A 21147-nucleotide genomic window follows, 5' to 3' on the forward strand; every position below is an offset into this window, starting at 1 on the left:
AATCCAAAGACAATTGAGAGGCTAGGACTTTTGTCCCAGTTTCTTTTTTATTTTTTCCTCAAATGGCTAAAAAACTACGAATTATATAAGTAGGAGGAAGAAATATGTACAATAAAGTAATTTTAATCGGGCGCCTTGTGGCTGACCTAGAGCTTCATAAGACCAGTACGGATAAGTCCGTTGCGCGTGCGACCCTGGCTGTCAATCGTCGTTACAAGGATCAAAATGGCGAGCGGGAGGCGGACTTTATCACTCTCGTGGTCTGGGGGAAATTAGCAGAGACCCTTGTCTCCTATGCCAATAAAGGGAGTTTGCTTTCTGTGGACGGTGAGCTTCGAACCAGACGCTATGAGAAGAATGGAATGACCCAATATGTGACAGAGGTACTCTGTCAAGGCTTCCAGCTCTTAGAAAGTCGTGCTCAACGAGCGATGCGGGCCAATGGAGCAGGAGGAGATCTAGCGGATCTCATCCTGGAAGAGGAAGAGCTTCCCTTTTAACAGAAGAGAACGGTGCAGCTGGTCAGCTGTGTCGTTTTTTCTTTTTCGAAACTTCTCACGGAAGTTGCAGGGGTAAGTCATCATATGGATTTATGAGTAAAACGCATTCATTTCCTAAAGACCTTCAAGCTCTTGATAAAAAATGATATAATACAAGGTATTAAATACGAACAAAAAATCTTTATATAGTAAAATGGTTCGTTCTTTTAAGAGGAGAAGAGATGGGGTTAGAAGAGGAAGCTGTTCAAAAGAAACACAATCGAGTGATGATCTATACGATATTTTGGAGCCTGGTTTTTGTGGTAGTGGTCATCTATTTGAATGCTAGCCAACTAAAACCGGTAAAAGGGCAGATGCGGATTGGTGTGACCTACATGACCATGAACAATGAATTCTACCAAACACTGAATGCAGAGATTGAACGAGTGGCTGACGAAAAAGGGGATTTGCTTCTAGTTCGTAATCCAGAATTGGACGAGGAAAAACAAAGTCAGCAAATAGATTATTTTCGTCAACAAAAGGTCAATGTGATTGTAATTAACCCCGTCAAAGGAGATAGCCCTAAAATCATTGCTTCCCTGAAGCGAGCTCGAGAGGCAGGGATTAAAATCATTGCAGTGGATAGTCAGCTCAGCCATTTCACGGTGGATGCCAGTGTGGTGTCTGATAATTACCAAGCCGGGGTCTTGGTCGCCCAGCGCCTGATGAAGCAGAAAAATGAGGCGAAGATCCTACTCTTAGAGCATAAGGGGACGGTATCGGCAGAGCAACGGATCCAAGGATTCTTAGATACCATCCAGTCGAAGCCTGCCTATCAGGTCGTTGGGAGAGAAGAGACCCGTGGTCAAACGGAATTGGCCTTACCAGCTGTTTCCCAGGTCATTCAGGATGGTCTGGTATTTGATACTGTCGTGGCCTTAAATGATCGGGCAGCTATCGGAGCCCTAGCGGCCATCAAGGAAAACCAATTAGCTCTGCCGATTTCTATCTATGGAATCGATGGCTCTCCGGATATGAAGGTCTTACTCTCGACGACGGATGATATCGAAGGGACGGTTGCCCAATCTCCTCTTAAAATGGGGAGACAGGTGATGCAAGTGATTGAGTGCATGAGGACAGGTAAATCCTACAAGGAGCAATATAAGATTCCAGTTGAGATGATTGATAAGGATAATGTTGACCGATACGATGTCAACGGGTGGCAGTAATGACCAAGCTTCGTGGCATTCGTTATAGTTTGATTTTATTGAAAATTATTAATTTCATCGCCATTTTATTTAGTAGTTCGCTCTACTTACATGCGACCAATTACATCATCGCCAAGGGGCAAGGCTATCAATTGTTGGAGCAATTGAGAGAAATACCGAGTTCCCCAGCTCAGAATTTTTGGATCTCCATCCTTCTCTTTGGAGGGATTCTTCTCATTACCTTTTATCGGATGCGCCCAGGGACACAGGAGTGGTCGGTTTTTGACAAGTGGAATATCCTAGAAATATTGCTGATGTTAGGTGTCATGATGTCCCTCAGCTTCTCCTACAATGGGATCATCCTCTTGGTATTTGCTGATATCTTTTATGGTTCTAAAGAGTTTAGTAGTTCCAAGGACAGGCGCTACTGGTTTGCCTTTATCCTTCTGAGTTTCATAGTCCTCCTTGTGACCAATTATGACATTCTCTCTCTCGTTGTACAGTTGCCTTCGCTGGATACCTATATCGCCTTTTATCCTTCATCGATTCGGATGCTTATTCTATTTGCTAAAAATGCGCTAGCTTCCTTAAATATGGTTGTCTTTATTATTTCTCTTCTCTTTTACATTTTATCGGTAGTAGCAGAGCACCATCGAATCGAAAAAGAGTTAGAAATGGTATCGCAAGTTAATACGGAATTAAATAGCTACATGGCCCTTTCGGAAAAGATTGCGGAGGACCGGGAGCGCAAGCGGATAGCACGGGAAATTCATGATACTCTAGGCCATGCCTTGACAGGCATTTCTGCTGGGATTGATGCAGTTGGGGTTCTGATTGATATTGACCCTGGTCGTGCCAAGACCCAGCTGCAATCGGTCTCTACGGTGGTACGGGATGGAATCAAGGACGTCCGGGGCTCTTTGAACAAGCTTCGGCCAGGTGCCCTAGAGGATCATACCTTGAGGGATGCGGTTTTGAAATTGGTTCACGAATACCAAGTCATCTCCCACCTGCAAGTCGATCTCACCTATGACTGGGATGAGGTTGATCTGGATGTCATGGTGGAGGATACCGTCTTTCGCGTGATTCAGGAATCCATGACCAATTCTGTCCGCCACGGTCATGCTAGCCATATGCAGATTTCCTTTTTGGTGGAAGATGCCTATATCATGATTCTCCAAGATAATGGGGTTGGTTTTGACCACCTGCAGGTTGGCTATGGTTTGAAACAAATGCGAGAGCGGGTTTCTATCTTGGGAGGAAGGATCGAATTTGCCAATCGAAATGGATTTTATACACGAATTGAATTGCCCAAAGAAAAAGGAGGAAATCTTTTATGATCAAAGTAATGATTGCGGATGATCAAGCGCTGATTCGCGAATCGCTCCAAATTATTTTGTCTGCTCATCAAGATATTCAGGTGACTTCTGCAGTGGCAGATGGTCATGAGGTGCTAGAGCGAATCCCCCAAGATCGACCAGATGTTGTATTGATGGATATTCGTATGCCTAAGATGGATGGTGTGATGGCGACAAAAGAAGTCAAGGAACGCTTCCCTGAGGTAAAAATCATCATTCTAACCACCTTCGACGATGATGATTTCATCTTTCGGGCTCTGAAATATGGAGCTTCAGGGTATTTGCTCAAAGGGGCTTCCACAGAGGAACTCTACCAAGCCATTCAAATTGTCTATCATGGGGGAGCCATGATTAACCCCAATATTGCCAGTAAGGTTTTTCAGATTTTTTCTCAGATGGCTCAGAGCAATTATACAATCTCCGTTTCTGAAGAATATGTGAGCGACTTATCCCTGACCGAATGGCGGATCATCCAGCAGGTTGGTTTTGGGGAGTCTAATAAGGAAATCGCAGCCAAATTGTTCCTATCTGAGGGAACGATTCGGAATTACCTATCAACCATTTTGTCTAAGTTGAACTTGCGGGATCGGACCCAGTTGGCTATTTGGTCTGTTCAAAAAGGTGTGACCACTAAGGACTTTGGAACAGAAAGTGATAGCCGATGAAGAAAAAACGTAAGATTCGAGGCTCCAGATTGTTTCTAGGCTTGCTTTTGCTTTTTCTACTTGCTGGAGGGATTTGGTGGCAGCGTCAGCCTAAGCTTGTCCGCTTGGGGGTCTACGCTGGATCTAGCTGGGATGTGCCCACCCAAACGGAAGAAAAAGTCTTGGACCAAGCGATTGCTCGTTTCGAAAAAACGCATCCAGGGGTAAAGATTGTCTACGAAAGCGGGATTCCGAAGAATCAGTATGCGAGCTGGTTAGCCAATCAGATCCTCCATGGACAGGAGCCAGATCTATATATGGTATCCAGTACTGAGCTCCCGGTGTTAGCTGCGCGTGGGGCGGTAGAAGATTTGACCCCCTTGATGGACAAACAGGTCGATCCTTCTCATTTTTATCCAGTTGCCCTAGAAGCAGGTAAATACAAGAACCGTCAGTATGCCCTCCCATTTGAGAGCAATCCTGTTTTGATGTGTGTCAATAAAGATTTATTGGAAAAGGAAGGGATTGCTATTCCGAAAGAGGGGTGGACTTTGGAGGAATTTTATACGATTTGTCAAAAAGTGACGCGGGATACAGATGGAGATGGTGAGCTAGATCAGTTTGGAAGTACAGATTATACCTGGAGGGAGGCCTTGGCAGCTCATGGTGGCCAGCTTTTCCGTCAGGATAACATTAATCTGACGAGTAAAGAAATGAAGCGCTCGCTCTATTTTGTCGAAAAACTCGAAGCCCTTCATGGGAATTTCAATGTTACTTCTAAGGATTTTGATGAAGGCAAGGTCGCTTTTTATCCGATGACCTTGGCCCAGTACCGAACTTATAAACCTTATCCCTATCATGTTGCCAAATATTCAAATTTCACTTGGACCTGTATCCCTATGCCCGGGGCTTCTGGATCAACTCCGTCAACCTTAGTGGATACGTCCTTGTTTGCTCTGTCTTCTCGGGCCAGTGCTAGCAAGGAGGCCAAGGAATTCATGGAATTTTTGACCCAGGACCAGCAGGTCCAGCAGGACCTCTTCCGGCAGTCGCAGGGGACCTCTGTCCTCCCTTCGGTGGTCAATAGTTCGGAAAGTCGGGACCTTCTTAAAGCGGATGATTTCGGGGTTGATTCCTTGACGAATCGGACCCTGGACCAGATTATGAAAAAGGCTGTCCTAAGTACTCCTGGCAACCTACCCGATGATATCTGGGATCGATTGGATTATTTGATTCATAATGCTCTAAAAGCAAAGGATATTGATAATCAATTGCCTCAAATTCAAAAGATTATTGAGGAAATGCTTCGGGAGAAGTTTCGTTAAGAGCAACTAGGCATCTGTCAAGTGACAGATGTCATTTTTTTATTGACAGATGTCAACTTTTCTTTGTGACAAATGACAATAGTAAAACGCTTTCAAAAACAATACAATAAGGTCATCATAAAGGAGGAGAAAGGATGAAGTATCTGGTATTGGTCAGTCATGGTGGACTGGCAGAAGGTCTGAAAAGTTCGCTGGCAATGTTTGCTGGGGATAAGATAGATCAGGTGATTGCGGTCGGACTGAAAGAAGGCAAATCGGTAGATGATTTTGCTCATGATTTTCGTCAGGCGATTTCCCATTTAACAGATGAGGACTCTGTCTTAGTTCTAGCAGACATTGTAGGTGGCAGTCCTTTGACAACGGCAACGACAGTGCTAGAGGAGCAAGGAAAGCTGAGTACAGCCTTGATCTTAGGTGGAATGAACTTGACCATGGCGCTGACAGCAGTTGTGATGAAGGACATGATGGAGGGGGCTGATTTAGCCCAGGTGATTTTATCCGAAGCTTCCACAGCCTTGCAAGAATTTACCCTTGCCCCGGTAGAGGGTGACGATGATGAAGAAGATGATATTTAACTAAGGGAGGTTAGAAAATGGTAGTATCATTTGTACGGATTGACGACCGTATGATCCACGGTCAAACAGTAACTCGATGGGCTAAAGAAAAGCCTTGTGATGGCTTGATCGCCGTCAACGACGCAGCAGCTTCCAACAAGGTCTTGATTCAAGCCTATAAAGGGGCTTCAGATAAGAAAACCTTTGTTTGGACCAAGGAAGCTTTCAAAGAAAAATCTGCCAAAGTAACGGAATCAGAAACTCGCTATTTCTTGATTACTAAGAACCCCATCGATATGAAAGAAATTTTGGTAGACCAAGGGTTTGTCCCAGGCGATGTCAAAGAAATCATTGTCGGTCCTGCAAATGACCGTCCGGGTGCTGTGAAATTGGGAAATAACCAATCCATCACCCAGGAAGAAGCAGAAGCCATCGAAGCCATTCAGGCTGCAGGCTACAAGGTGAAATTCCAGTTGCTTCCAGATGTATCCATCGGTTACTGGGATGATTTTAAATCAAAATTCGGATTCTAGAGAGGGGAGCATCCTAGCTCTTCGTCACTAAACTATACTTACAAACAAAAGGAGCGTTTGTTATGACAATTTCATGGATTCAAGCAATCTTGCTTGGTATTTTCGCCAGCTTGTCTTCAATGCCTGGTATGGGTGGTTCCAGTATCGGGAACTATACACTTGGTCGTCCCCTAGTTGGTGGGTTGATCTCAGGGTTAATCCTTGGAGATGTGACAACCGGTATCATGGTCGGGGTTGCCCTTCAGGTCGTTTATATCGCCTTGGTAACACCTGGTGGAACTGTATCTGCTGATGTACGGGCTATTTCTTATATCGGAATTCCCCTTTCTATCTTATTTGTTCATGCTAACAATATCACGGGTGAGGCAGCAATTGCAGCGGCAGCAGCCCCAATCGGTGCAGCCGTTGGGACTATCGGTACCGTTCTTTTCTACGGTACTGCAACCATGAACTTGCTTTGGCAACATATCGGTTGGAAAGCCGTTGAAGAAGGAAACTTCAAAAAACTCTACGCAGTTGATTGGGTTTACCCATGGATTTCTCACTTCCTCTTCTCCTTCCTTCCAACCATGATTATCACCAAATACGGTGAAAACATGGTGGATTTGATGAAACAATACCTTCCAATGGATGGTTACTGGATGAAAGCCCTCTTTACAGTCGGTGCCCTTCTTCCATGTGTCGGTATTGCCATCCTCTTGAAGCAAATCGTTACAGAAGTAAGAGACTTCATTCCATTCTTTGTTGGATTTACCTTGGCAAAATCTCTTGGCTTGAACTTGGTAGCGAGTGCGGTAGTTTCATTGATCTTTGCAGTGATCTACTATGAACTTGAAGTGATTAAAACAATGAAAGTCGTCCCTGCTGGAGTAAATGACTTTGACGATGATGAGGAGGATATCTAAGATGGCTGATAAAAAGAAAATTTCAAAGAAAACGCTAACCAAAGCATTCCATCATTGGTATTATGGTCACTTGACTTGTTTTTCTCAAGAACACATGCAAACCTTTGGGTATTTGACTTCAATGCTTCCAATCGTGGAAGAAATGTATGATTCCAAAGAAGAACAAAAAGAAGCCATGCAAACCTATACAGCCTTCTTCAACACGGAACCACAATTGGGATCATTGGTTGTAGGGATCACAGCTGGTTTGGAAGAAGCGCGTGCCAATGGAGAAGCAGTAGATGGCGAAACCATCAACGGGATGCGTGCTGGTTTGATGGGTCCAATCGCTGGGATTGGGGACTCCTTGGTTGTTGGGACCTTAATTCCTGTACTTCTCGGGATTGCCCTTGGTCTTTCTAAAGGCGGAAACATTGCAGGAGCTCTCTTCTATATCGTCGTTTGGAACCTCTTGGTCTACTTAGGCATGCGTTTCGCCTTCTTCAAAGGCTATCACTTAGGGGACAAGGCTGTTGAATTCCTTGTAGGACCAAAAGGACAAGCCCTTCGTAAAGCAATTAGTGTGGTCGGTGGTATGGTCATCGGTGCTGTAGCAGCGACTTGGGTCTCTGTTACAACAGCCCTCGAATTCAAAAATGCTGATGGAGAAGCCTTCCTTAAAATCCAAGAAAAGATTGATGGCGTCTATCCAGGTCTCTTGACTGCTGCCTTTATCACGCTTTGCTGGTGGCTCATGGCGAAGAAGAAAGTCTCACCAAACAAGGTCATGCTTCTCTTAGTCATCATCGCCTTAGCTGGGGTAGCTCTTGGAATCTTTGACCCAGGTCTCAAATACTAAGAGAAAACTGGAAACAGTTTATTGCAACCGGAGCATTGAGAATGAAGTACGTGACCTCCTTTACGAATACTTCATTCTCAATTTTTATTGAAGGAGGCATCTATGCACACCAGACAAGAATTAATAAAAGGGTATGAGACGGAAATTCGCTACCAACGCCATATGTTGGAAAACTTGGGTCGCTGGTTTAGTGTGCTCTTTCTCATGGCCAGTATTGGTGGACTGCTGATTTATTTCTTTCACAAGACTTCCCTCCTATTTTTGATCTTAGGTAGCTTGATTGCCCTGATTGGAATAGCAGGGATGTTGCTAGTGGGGTATGGGATGTATCGTGGTCGAGCCAACTTACAAAAAGTCATCCAAGCTTACCAACAAAAACTAAATTTGGTTGGCTAGAAATCGAAAACACTTCGAAGAGATTGAGGTGTTTTTTTCTTGACTATTTTTGACCAAGTGATACAATAGAAGCATGAGTTAGCACTCGTTGCTGAAGAGTGCTAAAATACAAGAACGGAGGAATGACATGTTAAAACCATTAGGAGACCGAGTGGTCTTGAAAGTAGAAGAAAAAGAACAAACAGTCGGTGGCTTTGTCATCGCAGGAGCAAGTCAAGCTGAAACTAAAACAGCAGAAGTTATCGCTGTAGGTGAGGGAGTTCGGACCCTCAGTGGCGAGTTGGTAGCACCAAGTGTCAAAGTCGGTGATACGGTCTTGGTGGAAAATCATGCAGGCGTTGAAGTGAAAGACGGCGATGAGAAGTACACGATTGTTGGGACTGCAAGTATTCTTGCCATTGTTGAAGCCTAAAGAATCAGAAAGGAGAAAGATGTATGTCAAAAGAAATTAAATTTTCATCAGATGCTCGTGCAGCCATGGTCCGTGGGGTGGATATCCTAGCAGATACCGTTAAGGTGACCTTAGGACCTAAAGGGCGCAATGTGGTTCTTGAAAAATCATTTGGGTCACCCTTGATCACCAATGATGGGGTGACTATCGCTAAGGAAATCGAATTGGAAGACCACTTCGAAAATATGGGTGCCAAATTGGTATCAGAAGTTGCTTCTAAGACCAACGATATCGCTGGAGACGGAACAACCACTGCGACTGTCTTGACCCAAGCTATCGTCCGTGAAGGGATCAAGAACGTTACAGCGGGTGCGAATCCAATTGGTATCCGTCGAGGGATTGAAGCAGCGGTTGCGACTGCTGTTGAAGCCTTGAAAAACAATGCCATTCCAGTTGCCAATAAAGAGGCTATCGCCCAGGTTGCAGCTGTCTCTTCTCGCTCTGAAAAAGTCGGTGAATACATCTCAGAAGCCATGGAAAAAGTGGGTAACGATGGGGTGATCACGATTGAAGAATCTCGTGGAATGGAAACCGAGTTAGAAGTCGTTGAAGGAATGCAGTTTGACCGTGGTTACCTCTCTCAATACATGGTCACTGATAATGAAAAAATGGTGGCAGACCTTGAAAATCCTTATATCTTGATCACCGACAAGAAGGTATCAAACATCCAGGAAATCTTGCCATTGCTTGAAAGTATCCTTCAAAGCAACCGTCCACTCTTGATCATTGCGGATGATGTGGATGGAGAAGCCCTCCCAACGCTTGTCTTGAACAAGATTCGTGGAACTTTCAATGTCGTAGCTGTTAAGGCACCAGGATTTGGAGACCGTCGCAAAGCTATGCTAGAAGACATCGCGATCTTGACAGGTGGTACTGTTATCACAGAAGATCTTGGTCTTGAGTTGAAAGATGCGACCATCGAGGCGCTCGGTCAAGCAAGTAAGGTGACAGTGGACAAAGATAGCACAGTCATTGTAGAAGGTGCAGGAAATCCTGAAGCTATCGCTAACCGTGTGGCTGTGATCAAATCACAAATCGAAACCACAACTTCAGAATTTGACCGTGAAAAACTCCAAGAACGCTTGGCAAAATTGTCTGGTGGCGTTGCAGTCATCAAGGTCGGAGCTGCAACCGAAACAGAGTTGAAAGAAATGAAACTCCGTATCGAAGACGCCCTCAATGCGACACGCGCAGCGGTTGAAGAAGGAATTGTTGCCGGTGGTGGTACGGCCCTTGCCAATGTTATTTCTGCAGTTGCAACCCTTGAATTGGAAGGGGACGAAGCGACAGGACGCAACATTGTGCTTCGCGCCTTGGAAGAGCCTGTACGTCAAATCGCTCACAATGCAGGCTATGAAGGATCAATCGTTATCGATCGCTTGAAACATGCAGAAGTCGGAACAGGCTTCAATGCTGCAACAGGTGAATGGGTCAACATGATTGAAGCAGGAATTATCGACCCAGTGAAGGTGAGCCGTTCAGCCCTTCAAAATGCGGCTTCCGTAGCGAGCCTTATCTTGACGACCGAAGCAGTGGTAGCCAACAAACCAGAACCAGCTCCAGCAGCACCAGCTATGGATCCAAGCATGATGGGTGGGATGATGTAATCTGATACCAATGATTGGTGCTAAAGCACCGAATCATTGGACGGTAGCCGCTATGTCGCGGTCTACCTAATCATCTTACTAAGAAAACAAAGAAGGCATTATCGGCCTTCTTTATTTTCTGTCGTAATCTGTGTGTTTGATTGAGACTATGCCTCTAATCATTTGACGCCAACCGCTATCAGGCGGTTTGGCTAAACGTCTTACTAGCTCAAAGGGAGGAAAGTATCGTTCCTCCCTTTTTCGCGTCGTAACCTGTGTAAAAGATTGGTACTAAAGTGCCTAATCATCTTACTAGCTCAAAGAGGTTGGCAAGTCTCCAATCCTCAATCAATCATTGGATGAACTGATTATTCTAATCTTTTCTTTGTGGCAGAAGGATGCATATTTATATATATTACGAAAGTTTGTGAAATAAATTTGGCTGAAGCCTGTTTTTTCTACAGTTCGGTTTCCTTTCTTGAAGAAACTAAGATCAATCCGATGAGGATCAGAGCAGTTATTTGAGGTGCGGATTTTTGTTTACATATAGTGATGTTAAGGGAAGAATAACCTTTGAAGCTGGTGGATAGATAGTTGGTATTTTGAAGTGACCTGCCTGTTCGATATTTGGAACAAAAATGCAATACAAATTCCTTTATTTTGTAACAAAGATGCGTTAAAATATAGGAAGTAGATAAATGTTCTACACTAGAGCAAGGGGGGAATACTTCCCACATACATGTCTAAAGACAAAAACTTGATCGAATAAATTAAAACTTTTTGATTCTTAATTTTTATCGACCTTTTTCATATTAAACTTTTTCATCCACCCCTTGCTAAGGCTCTTCCAGATTTTTCTGGGGGAGTTTTTTTCTATTTCATAAACATTTCACATTTCTTTTCTATAATAACTATAACAAATGATGAAAGCGCCCATTTTGTATTGCTGTGGGCTTTGAAATGGAGGGTGAGTTCATGCTCTTACAACAGGCAATTGCCTATATTACTCGAAAAAGAACGAGGAATCTGGTTCTCTTTCTGATTCTCCTCTTGATCCTCTCTTGCTTGTATTTCTGTTTTTCACTGATGCAAGTAGGAGGAAGGCTGGAGGAACATATCAAACAGTCGGCTGGGACCAGTTTTGCCCTGACCAGTAAGCAGGGGAATACTCCCTTTGCGCTGAAGGAGGCTGAAAAGGTGCAGCGACTAGCTGGGGTGGGAGGCATGGTTCCTCAATATGAAAGTCCCGTTCGCATTCTTGGTAAAGAAGCGGTGACGGGACAGCAGTCGGTGGAGCGGGATGATTTGGGTCAGGAAGCCAAGCAAGCGCTAGGCGCTGTTTTCACCCAGAAGACAGACCAGCACCTGGATTTCCGGAGTAGCAGTTTCCAACTGGTGCAAGGCAAGCACTTATCCGATCAGGCTCGCGGCCAGATCTTGATCCACCAAGAGTTGGCTAAGAAGAACAAGCTAAAGGTCGGAGATTCCTTGACCTTATCCAGCTTTCAGATGGGAGAGACTCCCGCCAAAGAGCAAACATTTGAAATCGTAGGGATCTTTTCGGGTAAGAAACAGGAAAAATTCACAGGAATGACCTCTGATTTGAGTGAAAATCAAGTCTACCTCCCTTATGAGGATGCGACCAAGCTCCTTGGTCTCAGTCAGCAAGAAGTGACCCAGGTCACCTTTGGGGTCAAAGATCCTGAGAAAATCGATGCCCTCTTGAAGCAGGTCAAAAGCTTGGATCTGGATTGGCAGTCTCTACGCGTGGTCGAAGATCGCAAGGCCTTTGACCAGATGAAGGAATCCTCTCAGACCCTAGAAGGCCTGGTGCGGATCATGATGATCGTCCTCCTGGTGACGGGAGCCGGTGCCCTATCGCTCTTACTCAGTCTCTGGACACGGGAGCGGATCCATGAAATCGGAGTCCTCTTATCCATTGGGAAGAGCAAGGGCCGGATCTTTAGACAGTTCCTCTTGGAAGTGGTGCTGGTATCCTTATTAGCAGTGATCCCAGCCTTTCTCATCGGGCGGATGGTCAGCCATCGTTTCTTAGAGCAGTTTGTCGGACAGACGGGTCAACAGCAGACCCTAGACTTGCTCAACCAAGTCCCTCAAGGCCTTTCCTTAGGAATCGCCTATGCTAGCCTCTTGTGCTTGATCCTTCTGTCGCTCGGTGTAACGACCAGCATGATCTGGCGCAAGACCCCAAAAGAAATATTAACAAAAATGAGTTAAGGAGAAATGACACATATGTTAGAACTCAAGAATGTAGCCTATAGTTACCAAAGCTATAGTGAAGATATCCTCTCAAATGTGAACTATCAGTTCGAAAATGGGACATTTTACAGTATTATTGGTCAGTCAGGAACTGGGAAATCAACCCTCCTCTCCCTCTTGGCTGGTCTGGACAATCCCAAGAAGGGTCAGGTTCTCTTTGATGGGGAGGACATCCAGACCAAAGGGTCTAGCTACCACCGCAAGCACCATGTCTCCCTGGTCTTCCAGAATTACAATCTAATCGATTATTTGACGCCACTGGAAAATGTCCGTCTGGTTAACAAACAGGCTGGGAAAGAGATTCTCTTGGAATTGGGATTGGACGAAACGCAAATCAAACGCAATGTCCTGCAATTATCTGGAGGACAACAACAGCGGGTGGCCATTGCGCGTGCGCTCGTTTCAGAAGCACCTGTCATCTTGGCAGATGAGCCGACAGGAAACTTAGATGAACAGACAGCCGGTGACATTATTGCCATTTTGAAGAAGTTGGCCAAGGAACGCCAAAAATGTGTCATTGTCGTCACCCACAGTAAGGAAGTGGCAGAGGCCTCCGATGTGGTCTTGGAATTGAGTCGCCGTAGCCTCGTTGAGAAGAGCAAGTAAGGAGGGAATGCTATGTTGCGCAATGCTTTTGCTTATATCACACGTAAATGGCCCAAGTCTCTCTTGCTCTTTGCCATCATTCTCCTCATGGGGACCTTGAGCTTGATTGGACTCTCCATGAAAGGAGCGACCCAACAAGCTTCATCGGAAAGCCTGGGATCCATCACCAATAGCTTCTCCATGCAAATTAACCGCAGGACCAATCCAGGAACCCCTCGGGGAGCAGGGAATCTCAGAGGAGAGGATATCGAAAAAATCAGCCAGGTAGAGGGGATCACCTCCTCCATCAAGCGGATCAATGCCATCGCAGATATCCTAGACCACGAGATCATTGAGACTGAAGAAACCCTGCAAAATCAATCTCCAGAGCGGGCCAAGCACTTTAAGAATACCTTGATGGTGACAGGGGTCAATGACTCTTCTAAAGAAGATAAGTTTGTCTCTGGAGCCTACAAGCTGGTCCAAGGAGAGCACCTGACAGACAAGGACAAAAACCAAATCCTCATGCACGAAGATTTGGCGAAAAAGAATGGCCTCAAGGTGGGCGATAAGGTGCGTCTCAAGTCCAATCTCTACGATGCTGACAATGAAAAAGGGGCTAATGAAACTGTCGAAGTAACCATTAAAGGTCTGTTCTCAGGGAAGAACCAAGCTCCTCTAACTTACGCCCAAGAATTGTATGAAGATACCCTCATTTCTGACCTAGATACAGCTGCCAAGCTCTATGGCAATACTGTCCAAACAGCTACCTATGAGGATGCGACCTTCTTTGCCAAAGGGGATCAAGACCTCGATAAATTAATCGAAAAAATCAAAGCCTTGGATATCCCATGGAATTACTTTGACTTGGTTAAGAGCTCTTCCAACTACCCAGCCTTGCAAAAATCGATCAGCAGCATGTTCCAAGTGGCGGACTACTTGTTTATCGGTAGCCTCATCTTTGCTAGCTTGCTTCTCACCCTTCTCCTCGTCTTGTGGCTCAATGCCCGTCGCAGAGAAGTGGGTATCTTGCTGGCTTTAGGACTTTCTAAGGTGCAGATTGCGGGACAATTCGTGGCAGAATTAGTCATGATTTCCATCCCAGCCTTCCTCCTCTCCTATGGAGTTGCAGGACTTCTTGCCAAAGGAGTCGGAGATACGGTGCTTAAGAACGTAACCAGTGGCATTGCTAAACAAATGGCTCAAGAATCCTCTGCAGCCAACCTTGGTGGAGGAGCTGAGGCAGAAAGCTTCAGTAAGACCCTGACTGATATCCATATGGATATCCAACCGAGCCAATTGTTGGTGATTGTCTTGGTCGGTGGGCTCCTCTTGATCCTGGTTTCCATCCTTTCTTCTCAATGGCTCTTGCATAAGAAACCAAAGGAACTCTTGGTGGATGTCGAATAAGAGATTGTTTCCTAAAATAGAAATAGGGTATAATAGGAGGTAGAAGAAGTTTCTTAGATAAAAGGAAAGTGTATGAAGATACTAATCGTAGAAGATGAAGTCCTGATCCGCGAAGGGATGAGCGACTATCTCATGGAATGTGGCTATGAGGTCTTTGAAGCAGGTGATGGGCAGGAGGCCCTGGACCTCTTTCTCAGAGAGATACCAGATCTGGTCTTGCTGGACATCCAGCTCCCTATCCTCAATGGCTTGGAAGTGCTCAAGATCATCCGGAAGACCAGCTCAGTCCCTGTCCTTATGCTGACGGCCTTCCATGACGAGGACTATAAGTTGACAGCCTTTGGAGAGTTGGCGGACGGCTACCTGGAAAAACCCTTCTCCTTGTCCCTCTTGAAGGTCCGTATCGAAGCTATTTTTAAAAAGCTCCAGCCTTCCCGGGTCTTCACCTATGAAGAGGCACGGGTGGATTTTGAGAGCTACACAGCCAGCCTAGCTGGGCAAGCCATCTCCATGAATGCGAAGGAGTTGGAAATCTTGGAATACTTGCTCCAGCATGAAGGCAAGGCCCGGACCCGCTCTCAGATCCTCGATGCTGTCTGGAAGGAGACTGAGGAGATTCCTTTTGACCGGGTGATCGATGTCTATATCAAGGAACTACGAAAAAAACTAGAGCTGGACTGTATCGTAACGGTACGCAATGTCGGCTATAAATTGGAGAGACCATGACCAAACGGAGTATCTTTGCAAAGATCTTTCTGATCACCTTTGCCCTTTTTAGTGGCTTAGTCATCCTTCTACACGCTTCGGTTTACTTTGTTTTCCCCTCAACCTATATCGAGTCCCAGCGCCAGACGATTTTGAAGAAATCACAGGCCCTGTCCAAGAGTTTCCAAGGTCAGGAAGAAGGAACCATTGAGTCTGTCATCGACCTATATTCCAAGACCAATGATATCAAGGTCTCGATCAAGGACAAGGAAAAACAAAATGCCCTAGAGGTCAAGGATGACTTGCTCGTGAACCCTGACAGCCAGAACAATTCCCTGGTCATTGAAGAGAGAAAAATCCAGACAAAAGAGGGGAAGGACTTGACCTTGCAATTCTTAGCAACTGTCGATTCCCAAAAGGAAGCGCGGGACATCAGTCTGGGCTTTCTTCCCTATAGTCTTCTTGTTTCCTTTGTCCTGTCAGTGATTGCCTCCTATCTCTATGCCCGCCTGATTTCTGCTCCGATCCTGGAGATCAAGCAGATGACCAAGCGGATGAAGCGCTTGGATCGGACAGCCAGTCTTCCCATTCATTCGCAGGATGAGATTGGCGTCCTCAAACAACAGATCAATGATCTCTATCACCATCTCCTAGAAGTGATCGACAATCTAGAGCAGCAAAAACAAGAAAATCTGAAGTTGGAGCAGATGAAGGTGGAATTCCTACGGGGAGCCTCACATGAGCTCAAGACGCCTCTAGCCAGCTTGAAGATTATCCTTGAAAATATGCGGGATAAGATCGGCCGCTACAAGGATCGGGACCGCTACCTGTCGGTCTCCCTCGATATCGTCGATGAGATGAACCAGATCGTCCTAGAAATCCTGTCCCTGTCCTCTGTCCAAGAATTGGCTGGAGACAAGGAGTGGATCCAGCTGGATCAGGTCTTAGAGCAGATTCTCGACCAGTACAAGGTCTTGGCGCAATCTCGCTCGCTCACGATTGACAATCAGATCCCAGCCAAACCAGTCTATATGGACCCAGCGATTCTGAAATTGGTCCTCTCAAATGTCATCAGCAATGCCGTTAAGCATTCGGATGCCGGTGGAGAGATCCAGCTCCGCCTCGAAGAGGAAGGGACGCACTTGGCGGTTGAAAATACCAGCCAGGAAATGGTAGAGACCGCTGAAATGCCAATGACCGCTAGCCGTCAGAGGAAGGAAGGCGGCTTGGGACTCTTCGTGGTTCAACACTTGCTAGACCATGAAGAACTGGCCTACCAATTTGACAAAACGGCTATGGGCTTACGCTTCTGTATGGAACTGCCCAAAGATCCTCAAGAATAAAAAACTAGCGAACAAGAGAAATGCTTGTTCGCTAGTTTGTATTTTTAGATGTTTTCCTGTAATAATAGAATTTAGAGATACTTATTAATAAAACTAATTTGGAAATTCGTTTTTTGGTCATGGAATAAAATACGGTATATATTTAAGACTGAACTAGAGCTTATCTTGATTATACATAAAAATAAAGTGACTGACTTTTTGTTCGTACATATTGTTTAATCCATTTTATGTTATGATAATTTATAGATTAAAATGTGTAAAGAATGGTATATTGGCTAAAATAGGGTAACGCTACTTTTCAAACCCCTGTAATACCTAAACCACCCTACACAATACATTTGTATTTGTATTGAATGCGATCTAATTCGTGACAAAATGACATCTGTTGTTTCAGATAGAAAATATCAGGAATTAGCCAAAAACTTAAGTGAAAAACTGACGATTGAAGAAGTGGAAACTTACATTGAGGAGAAATGCTACCCGATTATTATTTGATGAAAAGAGGAAAAAACTATGAAAACAATATATAAAAAAGATATTGTACAGAGCTTAACAGACCTTGGCCTGAAAAAAGGAGATGTAGTCATTGTACATACATCGTTAAAAAGTATTGGATATGTATGTGGAGGAGCACAGGCTGTGATAGAAGCTCTAATTGAAGTTGTTACTTCTGAAGGAACCATTGTGATGCCCACGCAGTCATGGAAAAATCTAGATCCGGAAACAGGTGTGCACTGGAATGCAGAGGAGTCAGACTGGGAAAAAATTAGAGAGAATTGGCCAGCATATGATAGGCAGATAACGCCAACCAATACAATGGGAGCTGTTGCAGAAATGTTTCGTCAATGGCCAGGTAGCATCAGAACAGAGCATCCAGCAAGATCAATTTGTGCATGGGGGAAACATGCTGAATATATTACAGAGGAACATACTCTTTCCAATATATTTGGGGAGGGATCACCTATCGCAAAACTCTATGAACTTGATGCAAAAGTACTGTTAATAGGGGTTGGATATGATAAAAACACCTCTATACACCTAGCGGATGTTCGTGCAGAGTATCCTGGGAAACATGACTGTATTGAACACAGTGCTATACTTGAAGATGGTGTTCGTATATGGAAATCATATAAGACCTTATTTGTTGATGGAGAAGATTTTGAAGACATAGGAATTGCGTTTGAGGAAATAGGTCATGCAAATATAGGGAAAATAGGTATTGCCGATTCTAGATTAATGCAACAGCGTAGTTTAGTAGATTTTTCCGTTTCATGGATTGAAAAGTATCGCCAATAAATTAATTTTTAATCAATGAAGATTTTGATAAGGTTAGAAAAACTTATACAATAATCTGAAACAAAAAGCAAATTGACACAAAAATACCCCAAAAGTTAGATTTTATCTATCCAACTTTTGGGGTACAGTTCAAAAATGCTTGTTCGCTTTTTGTATTTAATCAACCTTTTCTACCTTTAGCAATTGGCCGTGTTTTAATTCATAAATGGTATCCACATAGGTCAGGATGGAGCGGTCATGGGTTACCATGATGGCGCTCTTGTTTTTGGATTTGACTTCTTTTTGGATCAATTGGGCGATTTCTTGTCCCCGATCCGGGTCTAGGCTAGCCGTTGGTTCATCGGCTAAAATGACCTGTGGATTTCCGATGAAGGCGCGAGCGATGGCTGCCCGTTGTTTTTGCCCACCGGACATCTGATTCGGGTATTGGTGGTAACAAGCTTCGATGCCAAGATCTGCCAACAAGGCTTTAACCTCCTCTTGGCGTTTTTTCTTGTCCTTTTCCCCTTTTAATTTGGCCACCAGTTCTAACTGGTCACCGATTTTCATATAGGAGAGGAGCTGGTGATCTTGGAAGATAAAACCGAGCAATTCCAGCCGCTTTTGTGTCCACTGGCCTTGGTTGAGACCGGTCAAGTCTTGGCCAGCGATAGAAATCCGCCCCTCGTCTGCTGATAAAAGTAAGCCAGCGATAGCCAAAAGCGTGGACTTGCCAGATCCTGATGGGCCCAAGATGGCGACAAATTCGTTGGGTTCGACGCTTAAATTCAGCTGGTTGAGGACATGGTGCATCTGGCTACCATCGGCGTAGGATTTTCTGATATTTTCTAATTCGATAATGGCCATCTTATTCTCCATTTCCACCAATGACTTCGATTGGATCTACTTTTTTGATTTTGACAAGGGACAAGGCACCACACAAAATAGAGGTCAGGATAAAGCTAACCGAGATGGTGAGGTTGTCTTTCAGGGTCATAAAGGAAGGGACGCTATTGGGTAAAAAAGGCGCCATCATAGTTGCCAAACCAAGTCCCAGCAACACTCCGATGAGGGAGATGATGGTGAGCTGGGATAGTTGGACATAGGTAATCTGGCTCATGGACATGCCAATAGCCTTCAAGACACCGAACTGTTTCAACTTCTGCAAGGTGAGGATATAGAAGAAGACTCCAAGGATAGCAGAAGAAGCGAGAAGTAGCACCCACGTAATCATCCGTAGCGTCAGGTTTTGAGCCTTGTAGCCAGGGATTTTATCGATCACTTGCTTCTTATCCGCCACCGTCAAGTTGCTGGCTAGATCACTAGAAGGGATGCTTTTCTTGGTCACAAGGGTTTGGGCTTGCCATTGATAGCTTGGATCTGTTTTTTGCCGCATGCCTGTGTAGGTCTCCGAGCTGATAAAACCAATCTTGCTGTAGCCGTATTTGGCATTTTTCGCGAAGGCCACGACCTTGAGTTTTTGCTTAGAAGTTTTGTCGATCACGTGATCGCCGACTTGGATCCCTTCATCCTCTTTGAAAGAATGGTCCAAAATGACCTCGTTTTTCTTTAGGTCGGAGATCTTGAGGTCTGTATCTTCCATGATTGGATTGAGGATTTCTTCTTCGTTGTGATCGGTCGCGAAGTAGGTGATATCCAGAGTATTGGAATCCTCTGTTTTTGAGACGGTTGCCCGCTGGATGGACAAACCCGAATAGCCCATTCCCTCTATCTTTTGGACCTCATCTAAATCCTTCGCCGTAATAGTTGAAAAGGGGATAATCCCTTCTGAATCCGTCGAAAGGATGTAGTGCAGCGACCCATAGTTATCGATTTGGGCCGATACCGACCGCCCCAGTCCATTTGTCAGACCGGACAAGAACACCACCATAAACATGAGAATGGTAATGAGGAGTTCAATCAGGATAAACTTCTTGGGCTGGTATTTAATTTCATTCCATGCGATTTTCATATTCGTTCTCCTTTTAGCACGGAGGTGCTCAAGTAGCTTGGCACCTAAACATACTCTACCATCATACCACAAGTGGAGGGATAATATGGGGATGGTGTTTGATAGAGTGGAAGGAATCGGATTTGTTTACTGTGTTCAATTTATTTCTCAATTATTAATCGTTAATGTATACAAAAAAGAGATATGCTATAGACAAGCAAAAAAGCCTTTTAATCCAAGGCTTTTTCCTGTTGTCTTTGATACCCCCTACATGAATTTGGGAGGCTTTCTCATCTTGAAAGAAATTAAAAATATTGAAATGTAAGTGATTTTCGGAATATATTTAGAGTGATTTTCAATGTAATTATTTCAAAATGGGGCAAAACTGGGGCAAAAAATGAAAGTTAATGACGGGCATGCTTTTTATTTAGATTGCTTCAAAAACATTATTCTTATTATCTTTCCTTCAGATACTTAAATGCGCATGAGACTGTTCTTCTTCTTAAGTAGTCTCTGATACATATGGTTTGTGGTATACTAGAAGCAGAGTGAAACGTGAATAGAAAATCAAATCGGAGGAAAACATGCTAGAAAACTTTGTAAAAGTGGCAGATGTGCCCCAAGAAGTGATTGAAAAATACAAGAACCAAGTCCCTGCTGAGTTGGTTCAAATTTGGCAACAGGATGGTCTGGGAACTTTCTTAGATGGTTATCTAAAAGTCATCAATCCAGTTGACTATCTTGAACTTCTTCAAGATAGTTATTTCAGAGGAGATGTTGCTTTTCCTATGTTCGTAACAGCATTTGGAGATATTATTACCTGGGAAGAGAACGCCTACGTGGGAATTGTTCAATACAATATTCAGGATTTGGATATTATGATTAAGCGTATGGATCGTTTCATAGAGTATGTTGATGATGAAGATTTCAAAGACGATTATTTCGATATTCCACTCTACAAAAAAGCTGTTGCCAAACATGGGCAATTGGCCTACGATGAATGTTTCGGTTTTGTGCCGCTCCTGGCATTAGGAGGCTTTAAAGATGTGGATCATATGGATAAAGTCAAAGTTCTGGAGCACATTTATCTCATGTACCAACTCACAGGCGGAGTGTTTGACGATTGATAGAAAGGAACCACCCACGCGGTGGTTTTTTCGATGAAAACGAGGTGTTAGATAACTAGCGAGTCTTTGAATGAGACTCGCTTATTTTGTGAATATATATTATTTGGTACAAAATTTGGCACAAAAAACAAAATGACAAGCAAAAAAAGCCCTGATTTCAAGGCTTTTTCCTGTTGATTTAGATGCCCCCTGCA

At 44.3% G+C, this 21147-nt stretch carries 22 protein-coding genes; 20 read left to right on the forward strand and 2 right to left on the reverse strand.

Annotation, left to right across the window (positions count from 1 at the left end; translation table 11 throughout):
* Positions 1–104: 104 nt before the first annotated feature.
* The 18 genes from ADF75_RS06035 to ADF75_RS06120 all read left to right on the forward strand — a co-directional run bounded on the left by ADF75_RS06035 (position 105) and on the right by ADF75_RS06120 (position 17896).
* Complete coding sequence (locus ADF75_RS06035; RefSeq protein ID WP_048789488.1) at positions 105–500, forward strand: single-stranded DNA-binding protein; 396 nt, start codon at positions 105–107, stop codon at positions 498–500.
* 221 nt (positions 501–721) lie between these two features.
* Positions 722–1708 carry a substrate-binding domain-containing protein gene (locus ADF75_RS06040; protein ID WP_048789489.1) on the forward strand — a complete coding sequence of 329 codons (987 nt, stop codon included), beginning with the start codon at positions 722–724 and terminating at the stop codon, positions 1706–1708.
* Positions 1708–3027 carry a sensor histidine kinase gene (locus ADF75_RS10945; protein ID WP_006595116.1) on the forward strand — a complete coding sequence of 440 codons (1320 nt, stop codon included), beginning with the start codon at positions 1708–1710 and terminating at the stop codon, positions 3025–3027. Before ADF75_RS06040 ends, ADF75_RS10945 begins: the two co-directional genes overlap by 1 nt.
* Positions 3024–3710, forward strand: coding sequence for a response regulator transcription factor (locus tag ADF75_RS06050; RefSeq protein WP_006595115.1), 687 nt, complete (start codon positions 3024–3026; stop codon positions 3708–3710). Before ADF75_RS10945 ends, ADF75_RS06050 begins: the two co-directional genes overlap by 4 nt.
* Complete coding sequence (locus ADF75_RS06055) at positions 3707–5014, forward strand: ABC transporter substrate-binding protein (RefSeq protein WP_048789490.1); 1308 nt, start codon at positions 3707–3709, stop codon at positions 5012–5014. Before ADF75_RS06050 ends, ADF75_RS06055 begins: the two co-directional genes overlap by 4 nt.
* 134 nt (positions 5015–5148) lie before the next feature.
* Positions 5149–5589, forward strand: coding sequence for a PTS sugar transporter subunit IIA (locus ADF75_RS06060; protein WP_048789491.1), 441 nt, complete (start codon positions 5149–5151; stop codon positions 5587–5589).
* Positions 5590–5606: 17 nt separating this feature from the next.
* On the forward strand, positions 5607–6101 hold the full coding sequence (locus ADF75_RS06065; RefSeq protein ID WP_006595112.1) for a PTS system mannose/fructose/N-acetylgalactosamine-transporter subunit IIB: 495 nt from the start codon (positions 5607–5609) through the stop codon (positions 6099–6101).
* A gap of 62 nt (positions 6102–6163) precedes the next feature.
* On the forward strand, positions 6164–7006 hold the full coding sequence (locus tag ADF75_RS06070; RefSeq protein ID WP_048789492.1) for a PTS mannose/fructose/sorbose/N-acetylgalactosamine transporter subunit IIC: 843 nt from the start codon (positions 6164–6166) through the stop codon (positions 7004–7006).
* The gene (locus ADF75_RS06075; RefSeq protein WP_042361448.1) at positions 6990–7844 is read left to right on the forward strand and encodes a PTS system mannose/fructose/sorbose family transporter subunit IID; all 855 of its coding nucleotides are present in this window, start codon (positions 6990–6992) and stop codon (positions 7842–7844) included. Before ADF75_RS06070 ends, ADF75_RS06075 begins: the two co-directional genes overlap by 17 nt.
* 102 nt (positions 7845–7946) lie before the next feature.
* Complete coding sequence (locus ADF75_RS06080; protein WP_048789493.1) at positions 7947–8240, forward strand: hypothetical protein; 294 nt, start codon at positions 7947–7949, stop codon at positions 8238–8240.
* A 127-nt stretch (positions 8241–8367) separates the two neighbouring features.
* Positions 8368–8652, forward strand: a complete 285-nt coding sequence (gene groES / locus ADF75_RS06085) for a co-chaperone GroES (RefSeq protein WP_048789494.1) — start codon at positions 8368–8370, stop codon at positions 8650–8652.
* A 23-nt stretch (positions 8653–8675) separates the two neighbouring features.
* Positions 8676–10298 carry a chaperonin GroEL gene (groL, locus tag ADF75_RS06090; protein WP_048789495.1) on the forward strand — a complete coding sequence of 541 codons (1623 nt, stop codon included), beginning with the start codon at positions 8676–8678 and terminating at the stop codon, positions 10296–10298.
* 954 nt (positions 10299–11252) lie between these two features.
* Entirely contained in the window at positions 11253–12515 is a 1263-nt protein-coding gene (locus ADF75_RS06095) for an ABC transporter permease (protein ID WP_048789496.1), read from the forward strand.
* A 15-nt stretch (positions 12516–12530) separates the two neighbouring features.
* Positions 12531–13163 (forward strand): ABC transporter ATP-binding protein, encoded by a 633-nt coding sequence (locus ADF75_RS06100; protein ID WP_009731296.1) that lies wholly within the window; start codon positions 12531–12533, stop codon positions 13161–13163.
* 12 nt (positions 13164–13175) lie between these two features.
* Positions 13176–14552 carry an ABC transporter permease gene (locus ADF75_RS06105; RefSeq protein ID WP_048789497.1) on the forward strand — a complete coding sequence of 459 codons (1377 nt, stop codon included), beginning with the start codon at positions 13176–13178 and terminating at the stop codon, positions 14550–14552.
* Between the two features lie 72 nt (positions 14553–14624).
* A complete protein-coding gene (locus ADF75_RS06110; RefSeq protein WP_048789498.1) occupies positions 14625–15278 on the forward strand; it encodes a response regulator transcription factor in 654 nt (217 codons plus the stop codon).
* Positions 15275–16600, forward strand: coding sequence for a sensor histidine kinase (locus tag ADF75_RS06115; protein WP_048789499.1), 1326 nt, complete (start codon positions 15275–15277; stop codon positions 16598–16600). Before ADF75_RS06110 ends, ADF75_RS06115 begins: the two co-directional genes overlap by 4 nt.
* Before the next feature lie 513 nt (positions 16601–17113).
* Positions 17114–17896 carry an aminoglycoside N(3)-acetyltransferase gene (locus tag ADF75_RS06120; protein WP_048789500.1) on the forward strand — a complete coding sequence of 261 codons (783 nt, stop codon included), beginning with the start codon at positions 17114–17116 and terminating at the stop codon, positions 17894–17896.
* A 156-nt stretch (positions 17897–18052) separates the two neighbouring features.
* Here ADF75_RS06120 and ADF75_RS06125 read toward each other — a convergent pair whose 3' ends face one another.
* Both ADF75_RS06125 and ADF75_RS06130 read right to left on the reverse strand, forming a co-directional pair.
* Positions 18053–18742, reverse strand: a complete 690-nt coding sequence (locus ADF75_RS06125; protein WP_048789501.1) for an ABC transporter ATP-binding protein — start codon at positions 18740–18742, stop codon at positions 18053–18055.
* Position 18743: 1 nt separating this feature from the next.
* Positions 18744–19847 (reverse strand): ABC transporter permease, encoded by a 1104-nt coding sequence (locus tag ADF75_RS06130; RefSeq protein WP_048789502.1) that lies wholly within the window; start codon positions 19845–19847, stop codon positions 18744–18746.
* An 85-nt stretch (positions 19848–19932) separates the two neighbouring features.
* On the opposite strand from ADF75_RS06130, the gene ADF75_RS06135 reads away from it, so the two are divergent.
* Both ADF75_RS06135 and ADF75_RS06140 read left to right on the forward strand, forming a co-directional pair.
* The gene (locus ADF75_RS06135; protein WP_048789503.1) at positions 19933–20151 is read left to right on the forward strand and encodes a hypothetical protein; all 219 of its coding nucleotides are present in this window, start codon (positions 19933–19935) and stop codon (positions 20149–20151) included.
* Between the two features lie 259 nt (positions 20152–20410).
* Positions 20411–20953, forward strand: coding sequence for a T6SS immunity protein Tdi1 domain-containing protein (locus tag ADF75_RS06140; protein WP_048789504.1), 543 nt, complete (start codon positions 20411–20413; stop codon positions 20951–20953).
* Positions 20954–21147: the final 194 nt, after the last annotated feature.

Source organism: Streptococcus sp. 1171_SSPC, from assembly GCF_001069335.1.
Taxonomy (GTDB): Bacteria; Bacillota; Bacilli; order Lactobacillales; family Streptococcaceae; genus Streptococcus; species Streptococcus xiaochunlingii.